Origin of the sequence: Bacillus sp. FSL K6-0993, from assembly GCF_037977205.1 — a bacterium.
GTDB lineage: Bacteria > Bacillota > Bacilli > Bacillales > Bacillaceae > Bacillus > Bacillus subtilis.
On record NZ_CP150275.1, the window covers coordinates 2954725 to 2977119 of the forward strand.

Sequence of the window (22395 nt, forward strand, 5' to 3'; positions counted from 1 at the left end):
TCTCATACCCCCACTTGATTCATCAGTAATGATAGATTGATATGGTCTTTTACCATATGTAGAACCGTTTCTTTCGTCACGTTGGCAAGCTTTGGCGTAATCCCTAAAATCGGTACACCGCATAAGCGCTCAATCATCTCAGGATTGGTTTTTTCATCTTCATCAGGAGAGTCACTGATTCCATTGATGATAATTCCGGCGATTGGAAGCCCCATGCTTTCTGCATATTTGACAGTTAAAAAGGTATGATTAATGGTTCCAAGGTGAGGACGTGCCACAATAATCATGGGAAGCTGCAACGCTTTTATGACATGACTGACAAAATAGTCCTCTCCCAATGGCACAGAAATACCGCCCGCACCTTCTACGATGAAGCATTCATGTTTTTCTCTAATCCGCCCCCAATGGCTTAAAACCTCTTCCATGGTGACAGTCTTTCCCTCAAGTTTCCCTGCAACGTATGGTGCAAGCGGCGCTTTGAAGGCAAAAGGCGTAATGTCTTCATGAGAAAGACCGGTCTGCGACATGTCTTTCAGCAGACTAGTATCACTATCTGGATGATGACGCGATATCCCGCTTAAAAATGGTTTATACACACCGACATCTCTATTATGTTCTTTCAATAAGGCAGCAAGACCGCTGGATATAACCGTTTTCCCCACTTCTGTATCAGTTCCCGTCACAAAAAAACCCCTCAAATGATATACAGCTCCTTTCCGATTGAATGAAATGTTTTCAGCAAATCATCAATATCACCCATACTGTGGTCAGACGTGATTGTAATTCGAATACGGCTTTCACCCGGCGCAACGGTCGGCGGCCGAATGGCAGGAGCATAAATTCCCTTGCCCTGCAGTTTTTCAGCAAATATGACCGTTTTATGGGCATCGCCAATGACTACAGGAATAATCGGTGTGTGATCTCCTTTTACCACATAACCCATATTCTTCAGACTGGTTCTGATCATGCTGATATAAGAAAATAAAAGCTGTCGTTTTTCCCTGCTGGCTTCAATGATGTTGAAAGCCTCATGAGCAGCCGCACAGCTGGCTGGCGGAATAGCGGTTTGATAGATAAATGTTCTGGCATGGTTCAGCAAAAAGTCGATGAAGACCGCTGATCCTGCCGCAAAACCTCCTTCCGCGCCAACAGCTTTGCTTAAGGTGCCAATCACAATGTCGGGACAAACACCAAAGTATTCACTCGTTCCTCGTCCCGAATCGCCCAAAACTCCTGTTGCGTGGGCATCATCAACGACCACGAAGGCATGATAGCGTTTCGCAAGTGAGATGATCTGATCAAGAGGGGCGATTGTGCCATCCATGCTGAATACCCCGTCTGTTACGATAAAACGGCGCTGATAACGCTGTGTTTCATTCAGCTTGTTTTCAAGATCATTCATATCAATATGCCGATAAACAACTGTATCAGCCTTAGAAAGTCGGCAGCCGTCGATAATACTTGCATGATTGAGCTCGTCACTTAAAATGACATCTTCCTTTTCTGGCAAGGATGAAAGGACACCGACATTGGCCAAGTAACCGCTCGAAAACAGCAGGGCCGCTTCTGACCGTTTAAAGCTGGCAATCTTCTTTTCTAGCTTTTCATGCCAGACCGAATTGCCTGTCGTTAAACGTGAACCGCTGCTTCCTGTCCCAAATTGCTGCAATGCTGTTTGGGCTGCATCGATCAAACGTCTATCGCTTGCGAGCCCTAAATAATTGTTTGAGGACCAGACCGTTTGATTTTCGCCATCAATGTTCCTCTCTGGAACCGGTGCCCCATTCATTGTCCGCAGGTTACGGTGTACGCCGTCTTCTTTCATTCTGTCTAACCGCTTGTTCAACCAGGAATCAATCTTCAAGGCTCGTAACCTCATGGATCGCTTGTTTCATAATGGCAACCATTTCCCCGAGCTCCTCAGCTGTGCTGGCAAGAGGAGGAAGAAATGCAACCACGTCCCCAAGCGGTCTTGTCAGCATTCCTAACTCTCTCATTTTTAAGGAAACTTTGTATCCGATCCGCCGATCAGCCGGGTAAGGTTCTTTGGTTTCCTTTGACCGGACAAGCTCTGCACCGCACATAAAGCCAAGCTGCCGAATATCCCCAACATGAGGAAGAGCGTGCAGATCTTGAAGAAGAAAATGGAGCTTTTTACTTTTTTCCGCTACTTGTTCCACAATGTTTTCAGATTCAAATAATGCCAGATTTTCAAGCGCAACCGCACAGCCAAGCTGATTGCCTGTATAGGAATGGCCATGGAAAAAGGTTTTTAGGTTTTCATAATCATCATAGAATGCCTTATAGATGTCTTCAGTGGCAAACGTAACGGCAATTGGCAAATAACCTCCTGTAATGCCTTTACCGGCAGCCATCAGATCAGGCTGGACATTCTCGTGCTCGCACGCAAACATTTTTCCTGTACGGCCAAAGCCTGTAGCGACTTCATCAACGATCATTAAGACATCGTATGTTGTACATAGCTCGCGCACCCCTGCCAAATATCCTTCCGGCATCACGATCATACCGGACGCGCCTTGTACCATTGATTCAATGGAAAGCGCGGCAATTTCCTCGTGATGTTCCTTAAGCAGCTGTTCAAGCTCTCGGAGGCACTCATCACGGCACTCATCAGGATCACCGCTTTCAGAGCGATACACATAAGGAATAGGAGCCTTGTAACTCTCGAACATCAACGGGCCGTATACGTGGTGAAAAAGTTCAATTGAACCGACACTGACGGCGCCAATCGTATCACCGTGATACCCGTTTTTCATTGCGATAAATTTTTGTTTCTCGGGCTTCCCGATGTTCTTCCAATACTGAAACGCCATTTTTAGGGCTATTTCCATCGCTTCTGCACCGCTGTCTGAATAAAAGACCCGCGTGAGTTTTTTTGGGCTGATATCGATTAATGTTTTGGCAAGCTGGGTTGCTGGAACGTTGGTCATGCCCAATAACGTGGAGTGCGCAATTTTTCCGAGCTGTTTTTTTATGGCATTATCTAGTTCTTTTTTGCGGTGTCCGTGGACATTAAGCCAAACTGATGAAAAACCGTCATAGTATTCCTTGCCATTTATGTCTTTGACTTTGATTCCAGTCCCGCTTTCGATGATTAAGGGGTTTTCATCATAATCTTTCATTTGGGTAAATGGCAGCCAAAGGTGCTTTTTACTTTTTTCTATCAAATCATGAGTCATGATCTTCCTCCCACTCTATTAAAATAGGCTGCTTCTCCAGATCATGTATGTACGTGTTTACATCATTGGATCCATCAATAAAAAAAACTCGGCAGCCCTCTTCAGACCCGTATTCTTTCATTGCTGTAATACGCTGATAGCCCATTTTCTTACCCGCAACATAGCCTGTTATGTAATCCGGATCGTCCGACCAGCATAATTCTGCAATGGCTGCCGGGTGCCGGCTTACCTTTGAAGCGAGCGCAAGGGCCTCTTTTATTCTTGAATGAGCTGGCACGTGACTGTGAAGCGCCCATTTTTCAAAATTAGCGTCCGGCCAATCCATTCTGGAGACCCGCACCCCTTTTTCTTTTGTTTGATCCATTCGCTTTCCTGTATGAATATCAAACAACACCGCACCCCTGACATCTGACCATTCAGGGATTTGTTCATATGCTTTTTCAATCACGTCTCGTGAAACGCCTTCTTTTTCCAATAACAATCGGGCCAGCTTTTGTCCTTCTTCCGGGCAGCTCACTTCATTCGTATGCACAGGCAATGGCTGAATGGTTTTTATCGATTCATATACCTCTTCAAATTGAATTTGCATAAAATCAGGTTTTCCTCTTGAATGGGATAACCCTTTTTCTAATAAAGCATTGACTGTATGCTTCATCTCATGGAAAGGAATAAGCCGTTCTCCGCCGGATATATGCTTTCCGCCGTCTTCATGAGATCCATTCATAGAAGCCCTCATTCTGACACTATAAAAAGTTTCTTCTTGCATCATTTCTCGCCCTTTCACTGATAACTGAAGAACGTGCAGTGCTTCTCATTTTAATTGTTAACCTATTATATTTAAAGGTTAACAATTAGAATATATTATTCTCTCCTGTTTCTGTCAATAGAAGAAAGCATCGATTTATGGCAGTTGGTTAAAAGGAAACAAAAAGACCGTTTTCACACAAACGGTCTTTTTCGATTTCTTATAACAGTCACAGCCACTTTTGCAAAAACTGGACAGCTTCATGCCTCATGACTGCTGTTTCGAAATGTCCCGAAGCAGAACGGACCACTCGGTAGCAATCAGCAGCTCCCTGTCCAGCATAGACAGCTGTCAATTCTTTTTCGATTTTGTCCACGCCCTCGGCCGGCGTTAACCGATCGTGTACACCAACAAGACTAAGGTGCGGGCGCGGTGCGATCAGGCTTTGGATCTCCGATGCGGAAAAATGCTTTGCAAGCGATGGGACGTAATAATAAAAGCCGTGCCTGTCAAGATTCTGTGTTTTGATCAGCACGTGATGATCCACCTGGCTGCACAAATCCACACACACCTTAATCCGGTCATCGAGCGCCGCTGTCCACCACGCCAGCAAACCTCCCATAGACATGCCGATGGTTCCGATCCTGTCAGGCTGAACATCAGAGCGTGACTGCATATAGTCTAACGCACTTAAACTGTCATAAATCATCATTCCCCACATCACTTTTCCGGTGAGAAGCATTTCTTTAAATATCTCGCTTTCCGCTTTTCCCCGCCGATCTCCAAATCCCCAATGATCAATCGCAAGAACGCCGTATCCGAGTGAAGTAAGCTCATCAGAAAAAGAAGGCGTTTTCAAATAATCCGCTCCCTCAATCAGCTCACTTTTCCCCCTATCATACTGGCCCCCATGCGAATGCTGAAACAATACGGCTGGGCACGGTCCTTCTGTTTTCTTCGGCTTCACAAAATAAGCGGGCACCTTTTCATGTCCATTTAAATCGAGCAGGAGCGTTTCAACAATATTTTCTTCTCTTTCTTCAATACGTAATGTCTCAACACTGATTGGCCTCCGATCAGGCAAATCACCAAGCAATCGAAACAGTTGCTTTCTTCTTTCGGCTCTCATCCCATCACCCTTCCTTATTCGCTTACTTCACATTTACGAGACAGATCTGGGTTCCCCTTTATTTTTCCAACATAAATCACATCATTTACTAAATATTTAGTAAATATAACGAAATATTCCGAAAATAATTATTGTAACCGCTTACTTTTATATGATAGTATCAATTTATCAAAAACAGGGGAGTTAATATTTTACTAAATATAGATGAGAGGGAGACCCATGGTTCGTATTAAAGATATCGCATTGAAAGCTAATGTTTCCAGCGCAACTGTGTCCAGAATTTTAAATGAAGATGAGTCGCTTTCTGTTGCGGGCGAAACGAGACAAAGAGTCGTCAACATCGCTGAAGAGCTTGGTTATCAAACCGTTGCCAAACGCCGAAAATCCCGCGGGCAAAAACAGCGGGCCCAGCCGCTGATCGGTGTGCTGAGCTGTCTGTCCCCTGATCAGGAAAGGCAGGACCCTTATTTTTCTTCCATTCGGAAAGGCATTGAAAAGGAATGCTTTGAACAGGAAATTTTTATTACAAATTCGATTCATCTCGGCTCCTTTCAGGAACATATTCTTCGGGAATTGGATGGTGTCATTGTCATCGGCCGTGTTCATGATGAAGCGGTTAAGCATATCAGCGGAAGGCTGGAGCATGCGGTATTTATCAATCATTCACCAGATCCGCAAGCATACGATTCGATTGGAATCGATTTTGAATCGGCTTCACGCCAGGCGATTGATCACCTTTTCGACTTAGGCTACAAACGGTTAGGCTACATTGGCGGACAAGAAAAAGAGCATACGCTGAAGGACGGCCAAAGCATTCGCAGAACGATTGAAGACAAACGCCTGACCGCTTTTTTGGAGTCAGCCGCCCCCCAGCCTGAGCATGTGCTGATCGGAGAATACAGCATGCGTGAGGGCTATCGCCTGATGAAGAAAGCAATCGATCAAAGCCATCTGCCGGAAGCATTCTTTATTGCCAGCGATTCTATGGCGATCGGCGCATTAAAAGCGCTGCAGGAAGCCGGACTGCAAGTGCCGCGGGATACTGCAATTGTCAGCTTTAACGGCATTGAGGAAGCTGAATTTGCCAGCACGCCTTTAACGACGGTGAAGGTATACACAGAAGAAATGGGCCGGACAGGCGTAAAACTGCTGCTTGACCGTCTCAATGGACGAACGCTTCCTCACCATGTCACCCTGCCCACAACATTAATCGTAAGACAAAGCTGCGGATGTACAACAAAGGAGGTGACATAAGCAAAGATTCATCACGATGATAAGGAGGAAAAGATGAAACACACTTTTGTTTTATTTCTCTCTCTTATTCTGCTTGTTCTGTCCGGGTGTTCAGCAGAGAAAAGCTCAGCAGATACCGCAAAAAAGACGTTAACCATTTATTCTACAATGTCAACCGACAGTGAAAGAGATACGTTCAGAAAACTGGCAGCAGCATTCGAAAAGGAACACAGTGACATTCATGTCAGCCTTCATTTCCCAGGCAATGACTATGAAAATATGATGCGTGTCAGAATGGCGGCCAATGATTTGCCTGATCTATTCGATACACATGGCTGGGGGAAAATCAGGTACGGAGAATATACAGCGGATCTCCGGGAGATGGAATGGACTCAAGATCTCGATCCTAATTTAAACAGCATCCTCAAAAATAAAAGCGGAAAGGTGTATGCCTATCCGATCAATCAGGCAAAAGACGGTCTGGCGTATAACCGCAATATTTTAGACCGTTACGGCATTGCTCCGCCGGAAACCATGGATGACTTTATCAAAGCACTGAGAACGATTAAAGAAAAGAGCAAGGGAAGCATTGTTCCCTTCTGGTTTGCCGGCTATGACAAAAGCTCATTCGCTCAATATTACGACCAATTCGCTACACCTCTTCTCATCACAGACCCTGCCCATAATGAAAAAAAACAGCTCATCAACGGTTCTTTTAAATGGAATAAATTCACTTACTTATCAAAAATCCTCAAACAAATGCAGAAAGAAAAATTGATTAACATCGACGCCGTCACGGCAAAAAAATCACAGCTCATTGAATTAATGGCCCAAAACAAAATCGCCTTTACAATGCAAGGCGGCACACTCGGCCAAGACGTTGCCCAGATCAATCCGAACGTCAAGGTCGGCATTATCCCGACACCCGCCATACATCCCGGTGATAACCCGATATGGATCGGCGGTGAACGCTACACCCTTGCAGCATGGAAAGATTCGCCTCAATTAAAAGAGGCAAAAGAATTTATCGCATTTATGGCCCGCCCGGCCAATGCCAAACAAATGGCTGAAGCCACATCGCTTCCTTCAGGGCTGACCAATGTGAAAGCTGATATTTTCTACGCAAACGATTATGAGCATTATCAAGATGTCAAAGTCGAGCCTTACTTCGACCGTTTATACTTGCCAAACGGAATGTGGGATGTCCTGGGCACGGTCGGACAGGAGCTGGCGGCTGACATTTTGGCGCCTCAAGACATTTCGCAGAAGCTGGGAAGAGAATATAAACGACTCAGGGAGCAATCGGAAACACAGGGAGCTGAAAACAATGAGTGAGATCGCAAGGGACGTTCATGTGAAACAGGTTAAGCCAAAAAAACAGTCCTCACTTTGGTGGATGTACATTCCTGCTTTGCTCTCCGTTCTGGTCTTTATGATTTATCCGTTTGTGAAAGGCACATTGATTACCTTTACAAACTGGAACGGCTTTTCACAAGTTTACCAATGGGTTGGATTCGCGCAATATGAAAGGCTGTTTTCTGATCCTGATACTTGGCATATCTTAAAAAACACTCTGCTTTACGGGCTTGGCAGCACCTTTTTTCAAAATGTGGTCGGGCTTCTGTACGCTCTGCTCTTAAATCAAAGCATTAAAACGAAAGCGGTAACAAGAACAATTGTGTATTTGCCGGTGATGATCAGCCCGCTCATTATGGGCTACATTTGGTACTTTTTCTTCTCCTATGACGGAGGCGCGCTCAACGATTTGCTCGGGGTCTTCGGCATCAGCCCTATTAATGCGCTCGCCAGTCCCTCGCTCAATCCATGGATCATTGTCATGATTAACACCTATCAATATGTCGGGATCGCTATGGTTGTCTACTTAGCCGGTCTGCAAAGCATTCCGAAAGACTACTATGAAGCGGCGCAAATGGATGGCGCGAAACAAGGCCAGCAGTTTTTTACCATCACGCTGCCGCTGTTAATGCCCTCCATTACCATTAATATGGTCATCAACATTATCGGAGGCTTAAAGCTGTTTGACGTCATCATTGCACTCACCGCAGGCGGCCCCGGAAATGCGTCACAATCCATGTCCACGTTTATGTATGATTTGTATTTCAAACGGCAGGATGCCGGCTATGCCGCAACGCAAGGCATATTTATGGCATTTGTCATTTTGATCATCAGCTTTTGCGCGCTTGCGTACTTTAAAAGAAAGGAGACGGAAATGTCATGAGAGCCGCCCGTACAAAAAGCATGCGGATCATTACGCTTCTTGCAGCCATTGTGGCCTGTGCGCATTTTATTCCTTTTTATATCCTGCTGACCACTTCATTGAAAGCAAAAGGAGACTACAGTTCGAAATGGATATTTCCAGCCGACATCTCCTTTCAAATTTTTCAGAGGCGTGGGAGCGCGCTTCGCTAGGAAACTCTTTTATAAACACCATGATCATCACAGGTTCTTCTGCCTTGTTATTAATTATATTCGGCTCACTTGCCGCCTACCCGCTTGCCCGGCGGGAAACGAAACTGAATAAAGCCGTTTTTGCCTTGCTGATCTCCATTATGATCATCCCTCCGTTAACGTCCATGGTTCCTTTGTATCGAATGGTTGTGGACGCCGGAATGGTCAATACACACGCAATCGCCATTTTCATTAATACAGCGGCTTACATGCCGTTAACCGTATTCTTGTATTCAGGCTTTATCCGATCGACCATTCCAAAAGAGCTTGAAGAAGCCGCAAGAATTGACGGCGCAGGCATGCTGAAAATCTTTTTTACGATTGTGTTTCCTCTGCTGAAGCCGATCACTGCGACCATCTGTATTATTTCTTGTGTCTTTATTTGGAACGACTATCAATTTGCCATTTTCTTTTTACAAGATCAAAAGGTTCAGACATTAACAGTAGCCATGGCAGGTTTTTTCGGAGAAAACGCAAACAACCTTCATTTAGTTGCCGCAGCGGCACTGATGGCAATGCTGCCGATGGTTGTTCTGTTTTTGGCGCTGCAAAAATACTTTATTGCCGGCCTGTCTTCCGGAGCGGTAAAGGGTTAACATTAAAGGAGGAAGCAATATGAAAAAGATTACATTTATCGGTGCAGGGAGCACGATTTTCGCCAAAAATGTTTTGGGAGACTGCCTGTTAACCGAGGCACTGAATGGATTTGAGTTCGCTCTTTACGACATTGATCCCAAACGCCTGCAGGAATCCCAGCTCATGCTCGAAAATCTAAGAGACCGTTATAACCCAAGTGTGGCCATCAACAGCTATGATGACAGAAAACTCGCCTTGCAAAACGCAGGCTATGTCATCAATGCGATTCAGGTTGGAGGATACAAACCGAGCACAGTCATCGATTTCGAGATTCCTAAACGGTATGGGCTGCGCCAGACGATCGCCGATACAGTCGGCATTGGCGGGATATTCAGATCTCTCAGAACAATCCCGGTCTTATTTGATATCGCAAAAGATATGGAGGAAATGTGCCCTGACGCATGGTTCTTAAACTATACAAATCCAATGGCCACTCTTACAGGCGCCATGCTCCGCTATACCAATATCAAAACAATCGGGCTCTGCCACAGTGTTCAAGTGTGCACTAAGGATTTATTTAAAGCTCTCGGAATGGAGCATGACGGAATTGAGGAACGCATCGCAGGCATCAATCATATGGCTTGGCTTTTGGAAGTCAAAAAAGACGGCACAGATTTATATCCAGAAATCAAAAGGAGAGCGAAAGAAAAACAAAAAACAAAGCATCATGATATGGTGCGGTTTGAATTAATGGATAAGTTCGGCTATTATGTCACGGAATCGTCCGAACATAACGCAGAGTATCACCCATACTTTATTAAACGGAATTACCCTGAACTGATCAGCGAGCTGCAAATCCCGCTCGACGAATATCCGAGAAGGTGCGTCAAGCAAATTGAAAATTGGGAGAAAATGCGGGATGATATCGTCAATAATAAAAACCTTACGCACGAACGTTCAAAGGAATATGGTTCAAGAATTATAGAGGCAATGGAAACAAACGAACCATTCACCTTCGGAGGAAACGTCTTGAATACAGGGCTGATCACCAACCTTCCTTCAAAAGCGGTTGTGGAAGTGACATGCGTCGCCGACAGAAAAAAAATTACACCGTGCTTCGCCGGAGAACTGCCTGAGCAGCTTGCAGCCTTAAACCGGACGAATATTAATACACAGCTGATGACAATCGAAGCGGCTGTCACACAAAAAAAAGAAGCGGTTTACCAAGCTGCAATGCTTGATCCGCATACAAGCGCGGAGCTTTCCATGAAAGACATCATCTCCATGTGTGACGATTTATTTGCAGCACACGGCGATTGGCTTCCGGAATACAAATAAAAACTAGGGGACTGCTCTCCCCTAGTTTTTTGGTTTTGTTTCGCCTTCCCAGGCCATCATGCCGCCTTCAACATTGACTGTTTTAAAGCCTTGCTCATCCAGGTACTTGCAGACGTTCATGCTGCGCATTCCTGAGCGGCAGATAAATACGTACTCTTTGTCTTTATCAAGGGTTTCCATTTTTTCAGGAATATCCCCCATGCGAATATGAACGGCTTGCGGGATCATGCCTTCCGCTACCTCTTCATCTTCTCTGACATCAATTAAATATAATTCTTCGTCCGCCTCAATTTTTTCTTTCAAAGCGGCTGTGCTGATTTCTTTTATTTCCAAAGAAAACACTCCTATTCACAGTGATCATGTTCAGTATATCAAAGTCAGCTGAACGATTGCTATTCTGAGACTGATGAAAAAAATCCCCTTTTGGCAAAGGGGATTTTTTCTAGGCTTAGTTTGCCACAATATTGACAAGCTTCCCAGGCACCGCGATGATTTTCCGAATCGTTTTGCCTTCAAGCTGCTCTTTGACCTTTTCATCTGCTTGAGCAAGCTGTTCCAGCTGTTCTTTCGTTGCATCGGCAGGAACCTGTAATTTCGCTTTTACTTTTCCGTTCAGCTGAACAACGATTTCAACTTCATCATCCACAAGTTTTGTTTCATCATATACAGGCCAAGCTTCGTAGGCAATTGTGCCGGAATGGCCAAGCTTCTCCCAAAGCTCTTCCGCTAAGTGTGGCGCGATAGGAGAAAGAAGCTTCACGAAGCCTTCCATATATTCTTTCGGCAGTTCTGATGCTTTATAAGCTTCATTAATAAAGACCATCAGCTGGGAAATACCCGTGTTGAAACGAAGGCCTTCATAATGGTCTGTGACTTTCATAACCGTTTCATGATAGACGCGCTCCAATGTTTCACCCGCGCCTTCAACGATTTTGCCATTAAGCTCACCGCTGTCTTCAATAAATAGGCGCCATACACGGTCAAGGAAACGGCGCGCACCGTCTAATCCTGATTCAGACCAGGCGATTGAAGCATCAAGAGGTCCCATGAACATTTCGTACAATCTCAGCGTATCAGCACCGTGAGAGGACACGATTTCGTCAGGGTTGACAACGTTCCCTTTAGATTTACTCATTTTTTCGTTATTTTCGCCGAGAATCATTCCTTGGTTGTACAGCTTTTGGAACGGTTCTTTCGTCGGCACTACGCCGATATCATAAAGGAACTTATGCCAGAAGCGGGCATACAGAAGGTGAAGCACGGCATGCTCTGCACCGCCGATATACATATCGACCGGAAGCCATTTTTCCAATTTTTCTGGTGATGCCAGCTGATCCGGATTGTGCGGATCAATATAGCGCAAGAAATACCAGCAGCTTCCCGCCCATTGCGGCATTGTATTCGTTTCTCTTCTTCCTTTTTTCCCTGTCTCAGGGTCTGTAACTTCCACCCACTCTTTAATGTTCGCAAGCGGTGATTCGCCCGTTCCGCTCGGTTTGATTTCATCCGTTTTCGGCAAAATCAGCGGCAGCTCCTCTTCAGGGACAGCTGTTGACGTTCCGTCTTCCCAATGAATGACCGGAATCGGCTCGCCCCAATAACGCTGGCGGCTGAAGAGCCAGTCACGAAGACGGTACGTCACTTTCTTCTCACCGTTTTTCGTTTCTTCCAGCCAAGCGATCACTTTCTCAATCGCTTTCTGTTTGTGAAGGCCGTTCAGGAAATCAGAGTTCACGTGCTCGCCGTCGCCAGTATAAGCTGCTTCCTCAACGTTCCCGCCTTTTACGACTTCCTTCACCGGAAGGCCAAATGTTTTGGCGAATTCAAAATCACGCTCATCGTGTCCAGGAACTGCCATGACAGCGCCTGTTCCGTATGATGCAAGAACATAATCCGCAATCCAAATCGGCAGTTTTTCTCCGTTTACAGGATTGATCGCATACGCTCCTGTGAATACGCCTGTCTTTGTTTTCGCAAGATCTGTGCGTTCTAGGTCACTCTTTGATTGAATTTCTTTGATATAAGCTTCAACAGCTTCTTTTTGCTCAGCCGTTGTGATGTTTTCCACCAATGCGTGTTCCGGGGCAAGGACAGTGTATGTAGCGCCAAACAGCGTATCTGGTCTTGTTGTAAACACCGTAAAGGAATCATCATGTCCATCTATAGCAAAATGAACGTGAGCGCCTTCCGAACGGCCGATCCAGTTGCGCTGCATATCTTTAATGCTTTCCGGCCAATCAAGCTCTTCCAAGTCCTCAAGGAGCCTGTCCGCATAAGCGGTGATTTTCAGCATCCACTGCTTCATTGGGCGTCTCTCTACCGGATGGCCGCCGCGTTCACTCTTGCCGTCAATGACTTCTTCGTTGGCAAGAACAGTACCGAGCGCAGGGCACCAGTTTACAGGCACTTCGTCAACGTAAGCAAGGCCTTTTTCGTATAGCTTTAAGAAAATCCATTGCGTCCATTTATAGTATTCAGGGTCAGTCGTATTGATTTCGCGATCCCAGTCATATGAGAAGCCAAGCGCTTGAATTTGGCGGCGGAAGTTATCAATATTCTGCTTCGTAAACACAGCGGGGTCGTTCCCTGTGTCAAGCGCGTATTGTTCAGCTGGCAGGCCGAATGCGTCCCAGCCCATTGGATGAAGGACATCATAGCCCTGCATGCGCTTCATGCGGGACAGAATATCCGTAGCTGTGTATCCTTCAGGATGGCCGACGTGCAACCCAGCTCCAGACGGATAAGGAAACATGTCCAGCGCGTAAAATTTTTGTTTTTCATTATTATCAAGAGTGGCAAATGTCTTGTTTTCAAGCCAATATGTTTGCCATTTCTTTTCTATCTCTTTGTGCTGAAAACTCAAAGTAAAAACCTCCTTCTGATTGAATACGGCGTGTATGGTTCAAGTATTGACGGGAAGGAGAGGATTATTCAGAATATTCCCAAACTAAAAAAAACTCCCTCATCCCTAAAAGGGACGAGAGACTTTCGTTTTCCCGCGGTACCACCCTCGTTAGCGCGGCATACGCCGCACTCACTTGATACTTTTAACGCAGTTATGCGTCAGCGGCTTTTCACCGCTGCAACTCTGAGGTGAGTTCGGAAACAAACTTGATTGACTTTCACCAGCCGTCAACTCTCTGCAACAATATCTGTTTCTTACTGCTCCTCTTCATTGTTCTTATCGCAACCGTAATCTAACTGTATTTTATAGAATTCTGTTCATAAGTGCAAGCAGGTTTGTATACAATGGGAATGTACCCTGAACGGGCGAAGATTGAGGACAATTATTCGGGTGGAGTTTTAGTTTGACGTTTGGACTCGGCCGGTTCGCCGCCGCTGTTCAGTTCTCTCACGAAGTCAAAACTTCTGAGAACAGCTTCACCGCCGTAGCCTGAGATAATGGATAAGATGACAAGTTGAATTCCTGAATCGGGGTCAGCGGATAATACAAGTAAAATGGAAGCTGTCATTCCGATAAACCAATCTTCCAAAAATCCAAGGTAGATAAACCGCTTCGTCATTCTGGGCTTCTCCAGTCTGCCTCTCTTTTTCACATGACCGAGAATCCCCATGATTCCTCCAATTACACAAGCAATAAGTACCTGATGCAGCATCTTCATCATCACCTTCCTAAAGCCCTTATTTCGTAAAGCGACTTCAGGCCATCCAGCCCCCTTAAACGATTCCGATGATTTTCGATATCTACATACCGGCAAATCTGTAAAAAGCTTGTTTCTTCCATTATATGTGAACACATGATCGGTAAGCTTGATGCATTGGATTCATTTTTCACCCAGTGACATTGACCTAGTCACCTATTTAGCATGTAGAAAACCTTTCCGTTCATATGTTCAAATTCTGTTCTTATTTTTAGTGTATACGAGGACAAGCCCTAATGACAAACAACAAACTGCACTTGCTTGAATCAGAACATGTGTTGTGCTACGGTTACTGTAGAATTCATTTTTAAAAAGGGGAATATCAGGCTTTCGCATAGCAAGCTGACGGCCTAAGGGGGATTTATATGGCTAGTTTTCAATCATTTGGGATACCAGGACAGCTGGAAGTCATCAAAAAAGCGCTTGATCACGTGCGAGTCGGTGTGGTAATTACAGATCCCGCACTCGAAGATAATCCTATTGTCTACGTAAATCAAGGCTTTGTTCAAATGACCGGCTACGAGACCGAGGAAATTTTAGGAAAGAACTGCCGCTTCTTACAGGGGAAACACACAGATCCTGCAGAAGTGGAGAACATCAGAACCGCTTTACAAAATAAAGAACCGGTCACCGTTCAGATCCAAAACTACAAAAAAGACGGAACGATGTTCTGGAATGAATTAAATATTGATCCAATGGAAATAGAGGATAAAACGTATTTTGTCGGAATTCAGAATGATATCACCAAGCAAAAAGAATATGAAAAGCTTCTCGAGGATTCCCTCACGGAAATTACTGCACTTTCAACTCCTATTGTCCCGATTCGCAATGGCATTTCGGCTCTTCCGCTAGTCGGAAACCTGACAGAGGAGCGATTTAATTCCATCGTTTGCACATTGACGAATATCTTATCAACATCCAAAGATGATTATTTGATCATTGATTTATCCGGATTGGCCCAAGTGAACGAACAAACGGCCGACCAAATTTTCAAGCTGAGCCATTTGCTGAAATTGACCGGAACTGAGTTAATCATTACCGGCATTAAGCCTGAATTGGCTATGAAAATGAATAAACTGGATGCCAATTTTTCGTCGCTGAAAACATATTCAAATGTAAAGGATGCCGTTAAAGTGCTTCCGATTATGTAAAAAGATCCCGCTCATCCGGCGGGATCTTTCAGATTGTTGACAAAATCCTAAAATGGTTTTCATTTTAGGATTTTGTCATCTTTTCAGCGTGATTGAAAACCCTTGAAGTCTAGGAAGGACGAGCATAGGAGCGGAGCGAATGTTCTAATTCGTGAGCACCGAAGCGCAGGCCTGACAACGAATGCGAGGGTTTGTCGACACGCTGAAAGATCCCGCTCATTCGGCGGGATCTTTTATTATGAAGAAATTGATGCCTGCTTATTTGTTTCTTTAGCTGATTTTAGCCGTTTGTCATATAGAAGCGTTGTGGCAATACTGATCAGCAGCAATACCAACAGAGATAAAACAAGGGCCTTAATGCCGTAATGATCGACAAGCACTCCTCCGAACAGGGGACCAATCATTCTGCCGCCTGTCGCCGCACTGTTGACAAAGCCTTGATAAAAGCCTTCTTTCCCTTTAGGGGCAAGCTGATTGGCAATTGTCGGCACAGCAGGCCAAACAAGCATTTCTCCGATCGTCAGGATCACCATCGCAGCGAGAAACATCGGAAATTGCTTTGCAGTCAGCAGCATGCTGAAAGACACAATAAAAATGATAAAGCCGATGACCATTTGCGCTTTTAGCGACTCGGCCCATTTTTTCACCACAAAACTGACGAGCGGCTGGCCGAGCACAATGAGAATTCCGTTAACCGTCCATAGCACGCTGTATAAGGAAAGAGATATTCCAATGCTTTGTGTGTACGAAGCAATTGTGGTTGACCATTGAGAATAAGCCAGCCATCCGAGTACATAGCCTCCGCTTAAAATGATCAGTGCGGCAAATTTTGCTTTGCTGTTCACAGCATCGTAATCAAGCACAGACGTTTGGGACGCATCTCCCGTCTGAATATTTCGAAATCCGAAATATACAATAAAGAAAAAGACCAGATACAGCGCGGCATTCGCCAAAAATACATATGAAAACGAGAAAGATGCCACGACACCGCCAAGCGCTGAACCGACGGCCACACCCGCGTTTTGCGCGACATATATCGCATTAAATGCCTTCCTTCCCCCTTCAGGCCATACCGATCCCGCCATTGCGTAGCTGGCCGGAAAAACAACACCGGAGCCAAAGCCCACAATCGTCAGCAGCACAATATAGGCTGGCCAATCATGAAAAAAGACAAGACCCATCAGGCTTGCTAACGTAATGGCTATCCCAAGCATAATCGATTTAAAACCACCGATTTTATCAAACAAAAAACCTCCGCATAAATTACCAGCCACACTTGCGCCGGAATTCAGCATCAGGACAAGTCCGGCTACTGTTAACGACTTTCCTAAATGATTATGGATATAAATCGTATTCAGCGGCCATAAAAAAGAAGCACCCGTCACATTGATAAACATTCCAATGACTAAAATTTTAAGAGCACGCGGCATACTCATCCCCCTTTCTTACCTAAAAAAGCTCATGAAAAAAACGAAACCTAAAACGGCTCCGTACGAATCCAGTTATCATAGCACATTCATTCTATCTGTCTCTCTCACATTTTTCAACTGATGAGCGTGAAAAAATCTAACAAATATTGTTTGAAAAATGTAAAATAAATAGAAAAAGGGGTCATATTATGGAAATGGTATTAGCATTCTTAGGTTTTCTGGCATGTCTCATTTCACTGGGCTATGGATTATATCACCTTGTCAGATGTACTGAAAAAGGAAAAACGTTTCTCCAAGAGACTTTTTTGGCCGCTTTTCATTGGAGGCCTTGTGCTGCTCTTTACCGGGGCAGCATTGGCAGAACCTGACACTGCCGCAGCAAATGCCGAGAAAAAATATTCAGCGCTAAACGCCGAATATAAAAACCTCACAAAAGAGCACGAAGAACTTGAGAAAGAATATAAATCTGTCAGCTCTGAAGCAAAGAAATTAAAAGACAACAAAGAAGATCACGACAAGCTTGAGAAGCTTAAAAACGAAAATAGCGATCTAAAAAAGACTCAGAAATCATTAAAAGCTGAAATTAAAGAGCTTCAAGAAAATCAAAAGCAGCTCAAAGAAGATGCAAAAACGGCAAAGGCTGAAAACGAAACACTCCGACAAGATAAAACAAAACTTGAAAATCAATTAAAAGAGACGGAAAGCCAAACCGCCAGTTCTCATGAAGACACTGGAAGTTCTTCAAACAATACGAGTAAAAGTGATGAAACCAAAACAGCTGACAAAGCAGAAGGCTGTAATATCAAAGGAAGCAAAAACGGCATCTACCACACGCCAGGCAGTACATACTATGACAGGACAACCGATCCGGCTGAAATGTTTTGCTCAGTTGAAGAAGCTGAAGCCGCCGGTTATCGGGCGCCTAAACGATAAACAAAAAGCTCCAGAATGTCTGGAGCTTTTTCTGTTTCACAACGACGATTTAATGACCTTCTTATAATAAAGAACTGACAGAAAACCAAAAATGGAGTAGAGCGCAGTATATAACACCATCACCATAATCATAGGCGCCCATACCTCTGATCCGAATAAGAACCAGCCGGATTGGACGGCAAAGTAACTGTGGAAGAGGCCGACAACAAGCGGAATGCCGAAGTTGTACATTTGTTTGATGCGTATCCCCTTTATCAGGTCGCCCTGCGTAAAACCGAGTTTTCTTAAAATCGTATAGCTCGGTTTTTCATCTTCACTTTCACCCATTTGTTTAAAATAAAGGATACAACCTGATGTAATCAGGAACGTTAACCCTAAGAAGCCGACGATGAACATCACAATACCAAACAGTGATTTTTGCGCAGCGCTTGTATCCAGTCTTGATAAATGCTCGTTTTTCTTGTTCACCTGTTGAAAAAGCTCATTTGCTTTTTCCATTTGATCGTCATGTTTCACATTGACGCCGATAAATGTAGATTGCGCCAGCTGAATGCGGGGGTCCTTATCCTTGTTCAGCTGTTTAAACAGGCTGTCATCCACAATGACAGCGGGCATGCCCCCGCTTGTAAACGTGTAGGATACAAGAAACTCTTCTCTTAATCCTTTATATTTTAATGGCTGCGTCTCATGTTTGCTTTTTACTTTAATAACACCAGAGTCCTTGAAAACCATTATTTTTTGCAGCAAGTCGGTGTATCCTGAGAAAACGGCTTCTCCAGCCGCCACATCGACTCCTTTTACATCTTTGTCGCTAACAACAGCAAGCTGCATATTGCTGGGGTCGCCCTGCATCTCTTTCGGAGTTCCATCCATAATATTTGCAATGTCAACATTTGCTTGCAGGACAGGTGTTGCCTTTTTTACAAACGAGATGTTGCTTTCCCTCAATCTGTTTTCAAATAACTTGGCATCTTTCTCATTCATGAATGAAAAATCAGCCGCTACATTTTGTTCAGCGGTCTTTTCCGATGAGTAATACGAGATGTAAGCAAGAGATAACAGCCCGATGGCGAGCGCTGAAACGGTTGTAATAATCGTCAGCAGCAGCGCATTCGATTTCATTCTGAACATGATCGATGACAGTGACAGGACCTCAGAAATATTTAAGTAGCCGCCCTTGCTTTTTCGAATGATATTCGAGATAAACGTAACTGATCCTTTATAAAACAAAAACGTCCCGATAATGACGCTCCCCAGAATGAAGCTCATCGCAACAAACAGTTCATTAATGGTCTTAAATTTTCCGCCAAACAGCTCAGAAGACACATAGTATCCTGTCAAAATCAACACGATGCCTAAAGCGCCGATCAGCATTTGGAAAAATGATATTTTCTTCACTTTGTCTTCAGTGGAGGACGTTACTTTAAACAAAGATAAAATACTCTGTTTTTTGATAAACGTATAATTCATGATCATGATCAAAAGGTAAATGCCGCAGAACACAATGACCGTTTGGACCAAGGCCTGCTCAGAAAAATGCAGTTTCGCATCCGCTTTGACATCGACAATTTTGAACAGAATCATCAAGACCAGCTTCGATATCGAAAACCCGGCCGCTACCCCGATCGCTAATGAACCGAAATACAGCATGACATTTTCTGCACTTAAGATGCGAAAAATTTTATGCTTCGTCATTCCAATTAATTGAAACAACCCGATTTCTTTACTCCGTCTCTTAATAAAAATCGTATTGGCATATAAAATGAAGATCGCCACAACAGCCACAAGCAAAATCGAAGCGGTTTTAATAGCCGCTGCTCCCTTGATCGAAGCCTTCACTTCGTTAATTGCTGGATCATACTGCAGCGTGACAAAGGCGAAATAAAGCGCCACGCTAAAGATGAGCGCAAACACATACAGATAGTAATTCCGAAGATTCCTTTTCAAATTTCGCAGGATGAGCTGATTAATGTTCATGCTGCACCCCGCCTAACACGCCTTGCGTTTTCATAATATCCTGGAAAAACGTCTGCCTGTCCTGGCCCCCTTTATTCAGCTGTGTATACATTTGCCCGTCCTTAATAAAAATGACTCTGCCGCAGTAGCTGGCAGCGACGGGATCATGGGTAACCATAATAATCGTGGCGTTTCGTTTTTGATTGAGCTGGCTCAGCTTATTTAATAGATCAGAGGCCGATTTCGAATCAAGCGCGCCGGTCGGTTCATCAGCGAAAATAATGCTCGGGTCATGAATAAACGCTCTTCCGGCGGATGTTCTCTGCTTCTGGCCGCCGGAAATTTCATTCGGGTACTTATCCCGCAATTCATATATTCCCAGTTCCTTTGCAACTTCCTCAAACTTGCGATTGGCTTCCTTTTTTGATAGTTTCGTGATCGATAAAGGCAGAAGGATATTCTCTTTCACTGTCAATGTGTCTAACAAATTGTAATCTTGAAAGATAAAGCCTAAATGCTGTTTTCTAAATTCAGCCAGCTGCTTTTCCTTCATAGCCGTCATGTCATTTCCATTAATATGAATGGTTCCGTGACTGACCTGATCGATTGAGGAAAGAACGTTGAGCAAAGTGGTTTTTCCCGACCCGGAAGCACCCATAATACTGACGAATTCGCCCTTTTCAATGTGAATATCGATGCCCTTCAGCACTTCCTGTTTATTCAGCTTGTTTCCATAACTTTTTCGAATTTTATTCGCTTCTAAAATCACCATTTATGCAGTCTCCTTTATATTGGATAATCTCATTATAAAAAGGAATGCCGGGCTTTTCCTTCGATACGGCGAACAAAAAAGAAAAGCATGTGACATTTTCGTCACACGCTTATGACATGTTCAAATTGATTCCGTATTGGAAAGGTTAATGTAAAAACTGTCCCCGCACCAAACTCCGACTCAACATCAATAAGGATCAATAACGGCGCCGCTGCTTTTTTTGCCAAGTACAGCCCCATGCCAGTTGACGCTTGATCATGGTGATCCGTTGTGGATGTAAACCCTTTATCAAAAATACGCGGTACATCTTTTGGATCAATGCCCCTGCCACAGTCTTTCACTTGGAGCTGCGTCTGTTCCCCTTTTTGAAAGCTTTTGATCTCGATTTCAGAGGCTTCGCTGTATTTCACCGCGTTTGTCAGCAGCTGCCTGATGATAAACGCCAGCCATTTTGCATCGCTCAGCACTTCTTTGGCATCGAGCTGTATGTCAAAACCGATCCCTTTTTGGATACACCACGATTGTAAATCTTTGATTTCTTTAAAGATCAAAGGCTGAAGCTGAATGAATTCTACTGACAGATCGTTTTCAATAAATGAAATGCGTTTTTGATGAAGCTGCTGATCAAGAAGCAGGTGAATACGCAGCCATTCATATGACAGCTGGGATTTCAGTGCTTTTTCTTCCATTCTATCAATGATTAAATGCATCGCTGTTAATGGGGTTTTGACCTCATGGATCCATGCCATCAGCTCATCTTTTTCATTTTCCAATGCTAAGCGATGCCGTGCTGCGGTCTGCTTCAAGTGTTCTGTTTGCCCGGCAATGCTTCTTTCAACCATTGCTTCAAACGGCGTTTCCGGTTCATTTATGGCTGTCACATCGAGATTGTTCTCCCATGTTTTCAAGCTTTTATAAAACGCTGTTTCTTTCCGATAGCGGAACCAAAGGAATATGATAAAAAACAAGATGCACAAATACACCATATAAAGTACATTCCCGAATGATATGGAAGGATCGACAAAAGCAATGAACAGCATCAAAGCCTGCTGAAACAAAAACGCGGCAATCCAGCTCCGCCTTTCGATAAGGAATGCTTTAATCATAGAACTTGTCCTCTTCCTTCGCGATGTAGCCCTGGCCCACCTTTGTCTCGATATATGCACCAAGCTGCAGGACGTCCAGTTTTTTTCGCAGGCGATTGACATTGACGGTCAGCGTATTATCACTAACAAAACGCTCATCGTTCCACAAGCTTCTGATCAGCTCTTCCCGGCTGACGATCTTGTTTTTTTGCTCTATTAATTGTTTTAGAATGAACATTTCATTTTTGGTCAGTTCAACAGATCCTTTGTCATTGCTGACGAGGTTCTGCTCCGCGTCTACAGCAGCGCCGCACCAGGTTTTAATCGTATTCGGCTCCGTATTATAATGGTGCACACGCCGGAACATCGCTTGGATTTTCGCGATCAGCACATCAAAATGAAATGGCTTTTGAATAAAGTCATCTGCCCCGAGCTGCATGGACATCACCATATCAGCAGGATGATCCCGGGAGGATAAAAAGAGAATCGGAACATTTGACCGGGAGCGGATCAGCCGGCACCAATGAAAGCCGTCAAATTTAGGCAGCTGTACATCAATAATGACACAATCAGGATTAACCGCCGCAAATTCCTGCAGCACCTGACTGAAATCCTGAATGCCGTATACATCATAGGACCATCCCGTTAAACGATCCTTGATTTCATGAAACAGCGATTCATCATCTTCAATAAGCAAAAGTTTAAACAATCGACTC

General features: G+C 44.3%; 18 protein-coding genes, 2 pseudogenes and 1 other annotated feature. Of the genes and pseudogenes, 7 read left to right on the forward strand and 13 right to left on the reverse strand.

The annotated features are described in order from the left end of the window. Positions 1-2: 2 nt before the first annotated feature. From bioD to MHH79_RS15405, 5 genes are all read right to left on the reverse strand, one after another. Positions 3-698, reverse strand: coding sequence for a dethiobiotin synthase (gene bioD / locus MHH79_RS15385; RefSeq protein ID WP_340034704.1), 696 nt, complete (start codon positions 696-698; stop codon positions 3-5). Next, positions 695-1864, reverse strand: a complete 1170-nt coding sequence (gene bioF / locus MHH79_RS15390) for an 8-amino-7-oxononanoate synthase (RefSeq protein WP_047183052.1) — start codon at positions 1862-1864, stop codon at positions 695-697. The genes bioD and bioF overlap by 4 nt, the downstream gene beginning before the upstream one ends. Further along, entirely contained in the window at positions 1854-3200 is a 1347-nt protein-coding gene (gene bioA, locus MHH79_RS15395) for an adenosylmethionine--8-amino-7-oxononanoate transaminase (protein ID WP_063335767.1), read from the reverse strand. Before bioA ends, bioF begins: the two co-directional genes overlap by 11 nt. Then, positions 3190-3966, reverse strand: coding sequence for a 6-carboxyhexanoate--CoA ligase (bioW, locus tag MHH79_RS15400; protein WP_047183054.1), 777 nt, complete (start codon positions 3964-3966; stop codon positions 3190-3192). The genes bioA and bioW overlap by 11 nt, the downstream gene beginning before the upstream one ends. Before the next feature lie 208 nt (positions 3967-4174). Beyond that, on the reverse strand, positions 4175-5074 hold the full coding sequence (locus tag MHH79_RS15405) for an alpha/beta hydrolase (RefSeq protein WP_015483583.1): 900 nt from the start codon (positions 5072-5074) through the stop codon (positions 4175-4177). A 219-nt stretch (positions 5075-5293) separates the two neighbouring features. Here MHH79_RS15405 and MHH79_RS15410 point away from each other — a divergent pair, with 219 nt between their 5' ends. From MHH79_RS15410 to melA, 5 genes and pseudogenes are all read left to right on the forward strand, one after another. Then, positions 5294-6328 carry a LacI family DNA-binding transcriptional regulator gene (locus MHH79_RS15410; RefSeq protein WP_309530155.1) on the forward strand — a complete coding sequence of 345 codons (1035 nt, stop codon included), beginning with the start codon at positions 5294-5296 and terminating at the stop codon, positions 6326-6328. A gap of 33 nt (positions 6329-6361) precedes the next feature. Continuing rightward, entirely contained in the window at positions 6362-7642 is a 1281-nt protein-coding gene (locus MHH79_RS15415; RefSeq protein ID WP_100506428.1) for an ABC transporter substrate-binding protein, read from the forward strand. Further along, entirely contained in the window at positions 7635-8546 is a 912-nt protein-coding gene (locus MHH79_RS15420) for a sugar ABC transporter permease (RefSeq protein ID WP_015251409.1), read from the forward strand. The genes MHH79_RS15415 and MHH79_RS15420 overlap by 8 nt, the downstream gene beginning before the upstream one ends. Beyond that, positions 8543-9372, forward strand: a pseudogene (locus tag MHH79_RS15425) (carbohydrate ABC transporter permease). Before MHH79_RS15420 ends, MHH79_RS15425 begins: the two are co-directional and overlap by 4 nt. Positions 9373-9391: 19 nt before the next feature. After that, the gene (gene melA / locus MHH79_RS15430; RefSeq protein ID WP_015384421.1) at positions 9392-10690 is read left to right on the forward strand and encodes an alpha-galactosidase MelA; all 1299 of its coding nucleotides are present in this window, start codon (positions 9392-9394) and stop codon (positions 10688-10690) included. A 21-nt stretch (positions 10691-10711) separates the two neighbouring features. On the opposite strand, the gene MHH79_RS15435 is transcribed toward melA, so the two are convergent. From MHH79_RS15435 to MHH79_RS15445, 3 genes are all read right to left on the reverse strand, one after another. Beyond that, the gene (locus MHH79_RS15435) at positions 10712-11023 is read right to left on the reverse strand and encodes a rhodanese-like domain-containing protein (RefSeq protein WP_004398993.1); all 312 of its coding nucleotides are present in this window, start codon (positions 11021-11023) and stop codon (positions 10712-10714) included. Positions 11024-11138: 115 nt separating this feature from the next. Next, on the reverse strand, positions 11139-13553 hold the full coding sequence (gene leuS / locus MHH79_RS15440) for a leucine--tRNA ligase (RefSeq protein ID WP_340034705.1): 2415 nt from the start codon (positions 13551-13553) through the stop codon (positions 11139-11141). Between the two features lie 107 nt (positions 13554-13660). Further along, positions 13661-13875: a binding site (T-box leader), on the reverse strand. A 102-nt stretch (positions 13876-13977) separates the two neighbouring features. Then, positions 13978-14313: a DUF4257 domain-containing protein gene (locus MHH79_RS15445; protein ID WP_003246114.1), complete on the reverse strand. Its 336-nt coding sequence runs from the start codon at positions 14311-14313 to the stop codon at positions 13978-13980. Between the two features lie 404 nt (positions 14314-14717). Between MHH79_RS15445 and MHH79_RS15450 the strand changes: the two genes are divergently transcribed. Then, on the forward strand, positions 14718-15503 hold the full coding sequence (locus tag MHH79_RS15450) for a blue-light photoreceptor (protein ID WP_340034706.1): 786 nt from the start codon (positions 14718-14720) through the stop codon (positions 15501-15503). 236 nt (positions 15504-15739) lie between these two features. Here MHH79_RS15450 and MHH79_RS15455 read toward each other — a convergent pair whose 3' ends face one another. Continuing rightward, the gene (locus tag MHH79_RS15455; RefSeq protein ID WP_042977570.1) at positions 15740-16933 is read right to left on the reverse strand and encodes an MFS transporter; all 1194 of its coding nucleotides are present in this window, start codon (positions 16931-16933) and stop codon (positions 15740-15742) included. A 188-nt stretch (positions 16934-17121) separates the two neighbouring features. Between MHH79_RS15455 and MHH79_RS15460 the strand changes: the two are divergent. Next, positions 17122-17866, forward strand: a pseudogene (locus MHH79_RS15460) (LMBR1 domain-containing protein). A 36-nt stretch (positions 17867-17902) separates the two neighbouring features. Here MHH79_RS15460 and bceB read toward each other — a convergent pair. The 4 genes from bceB to bceR form a co-directional block, all read right to left on the reverse strand. After that, complete coding sequence (gene bceB / locus MHH79_RS15465; RefSeq protein WP_340034707.1) at positions 17903-19843, reverse strand: bacitracin ABC transporter permease BceB; 1941 nt, start codon at positions 19841-19843, stop codon at positions 17903-17905. Continuing rightward, on the reverse strand, positions 19833-20594 hold the full coding sequence (gene bceA, locus MHH79_RS15470) for a bacitracin ABC transporter ATP-binding protein BceA (protein WP_003229137.1): 762 nt from the start codon (positions 20592-20594) through the stop codon (positions 19833-19835). Before bceA ends, bceB begins: the two co-directional genes overlap by 11 nt. Positions 20595-20695: 101 nt before the next feature. Next, the gene (gene bceS / locus MHH79_RS15475) at positions 20696-21700 is read right to left on the reverse strand and encodes a two-component sensor histidine kinase BceS (RefSeq protein WP_015384427.1); all 1005 of its coding nucleotides are present in this window, start codon (positions 21698-21700) and stop codon (positions 20696-20698) included. Then, positions 21693-22388, reverse strand: a complete 696-nt coding sequence (bceR, locus tag MHH79_RS15480; protein WP_015483587.1) for a two-component response regulator BceR — start codon at positions 22386-22388, stop codon at positions 21693-21695. Before bceR ends, bceS begins: the two co-directional genes overlap by 8 nt. Positions 22389-22395 lie beyond the last annotated feature (7 nt).

What these genes read in the sequence shown, in the direction of transcription:
- bioA (WP_063335767.1), bottom strand. Translation starts at nt 3,200, where the DNA reads ATGACTCATGATTTGATAGAAAAAAGTAAAAAGCACCTTTGGCTGCCA.
- MHH79_RS15405 (WP_015483583.1), bottom strand. Translation starts at nt 5,074, where the DNA reads ATGAGAGCCGAAAGAAGAAAGCAACTGTTTCGATTGCTTGGTGATTTG.
- bceS (WP_015384427.1), bottom strand. Translation starts at nt 21,700, where the DNA reads ATGATTAAAGCATTCCTTATCGAAAGGCGGAGCTGGATTGCCGCGTTT.
- MHH79_RS15420 (WP_015251409.1), top strand. Translation starts at nt 7,635, where the DNA reads ATGAGTGAGATCGCAAGGGACGTTCATGTGAAACAGGTTAAGCCAAAA.
- bceA (WP_003229137.1), bottom strand. Translation starts at nt 20,594, where the DNA reads ATGGTGATTTTAGAAGCGAATAAAATTCGAAAAAGTTATGGAAACAAG.
- MHH79_RS15455 (WP_042977570.1), bottom strand. Translation starts at nt 16,933, where the DNA reads ATGCCGCGTGCTCTTAAAATTTTAGTCATTGGAATGTTTATCAATGTG.
- MHH79_RS15450 (WP_340034706.1), top strand. Translation starts at nt 14,718, where the DNA reads ATGGCTAGTTTTCAATCATTTGGGATACCAGGACAGCTGGAAGTCATC.
- MHH79_RS15445 (WP_003246114.1), bottom strand. Translation starts at nt 14,313, where the DNA reads ATGAAGATGCTGCATCAGGTACTTATTGCTTGTGTAATTGGAGGAATC.
- melA (WP_015384421.1), top strand. Translation starts at nt 9,392, where the DNA reads ATGAAAAAGATTACATTTATCGGTGCAGGGAGCACGATTTTCGCCAAA.
- MHH79_RS15415 (WP_100506428.1), top strand. Translation starts at nt 6,362, where the DNA reads ATGAAACACACTTTTGTTTTATTTCTCTCTCTTATTCTGCTTGTTCTG.
- MHH79_RS15410 (WP_309530155.1), top strand. Translation starts at nt 5,294, where the DNA reads ATGGTTCGTATTAAAGATATCGCATTGAAAGCTAATGTTTCCAGCGCA.
- bioW (WP_047183054.1), bottom strand. Translation starts at nt 3,966, where the DNA reads ATGCAAGAAGAAACTTTTTATAGTGTCAGAATGAGGGCTTCTATGAAT.
- bceB (WP_340034707.1), bottom strand. Translation starts at nt 19,843, where the DNA reads ATGAACATTAATCAGCTCATCCTGCGAAATTTGAAAAGGAATCTTCGG.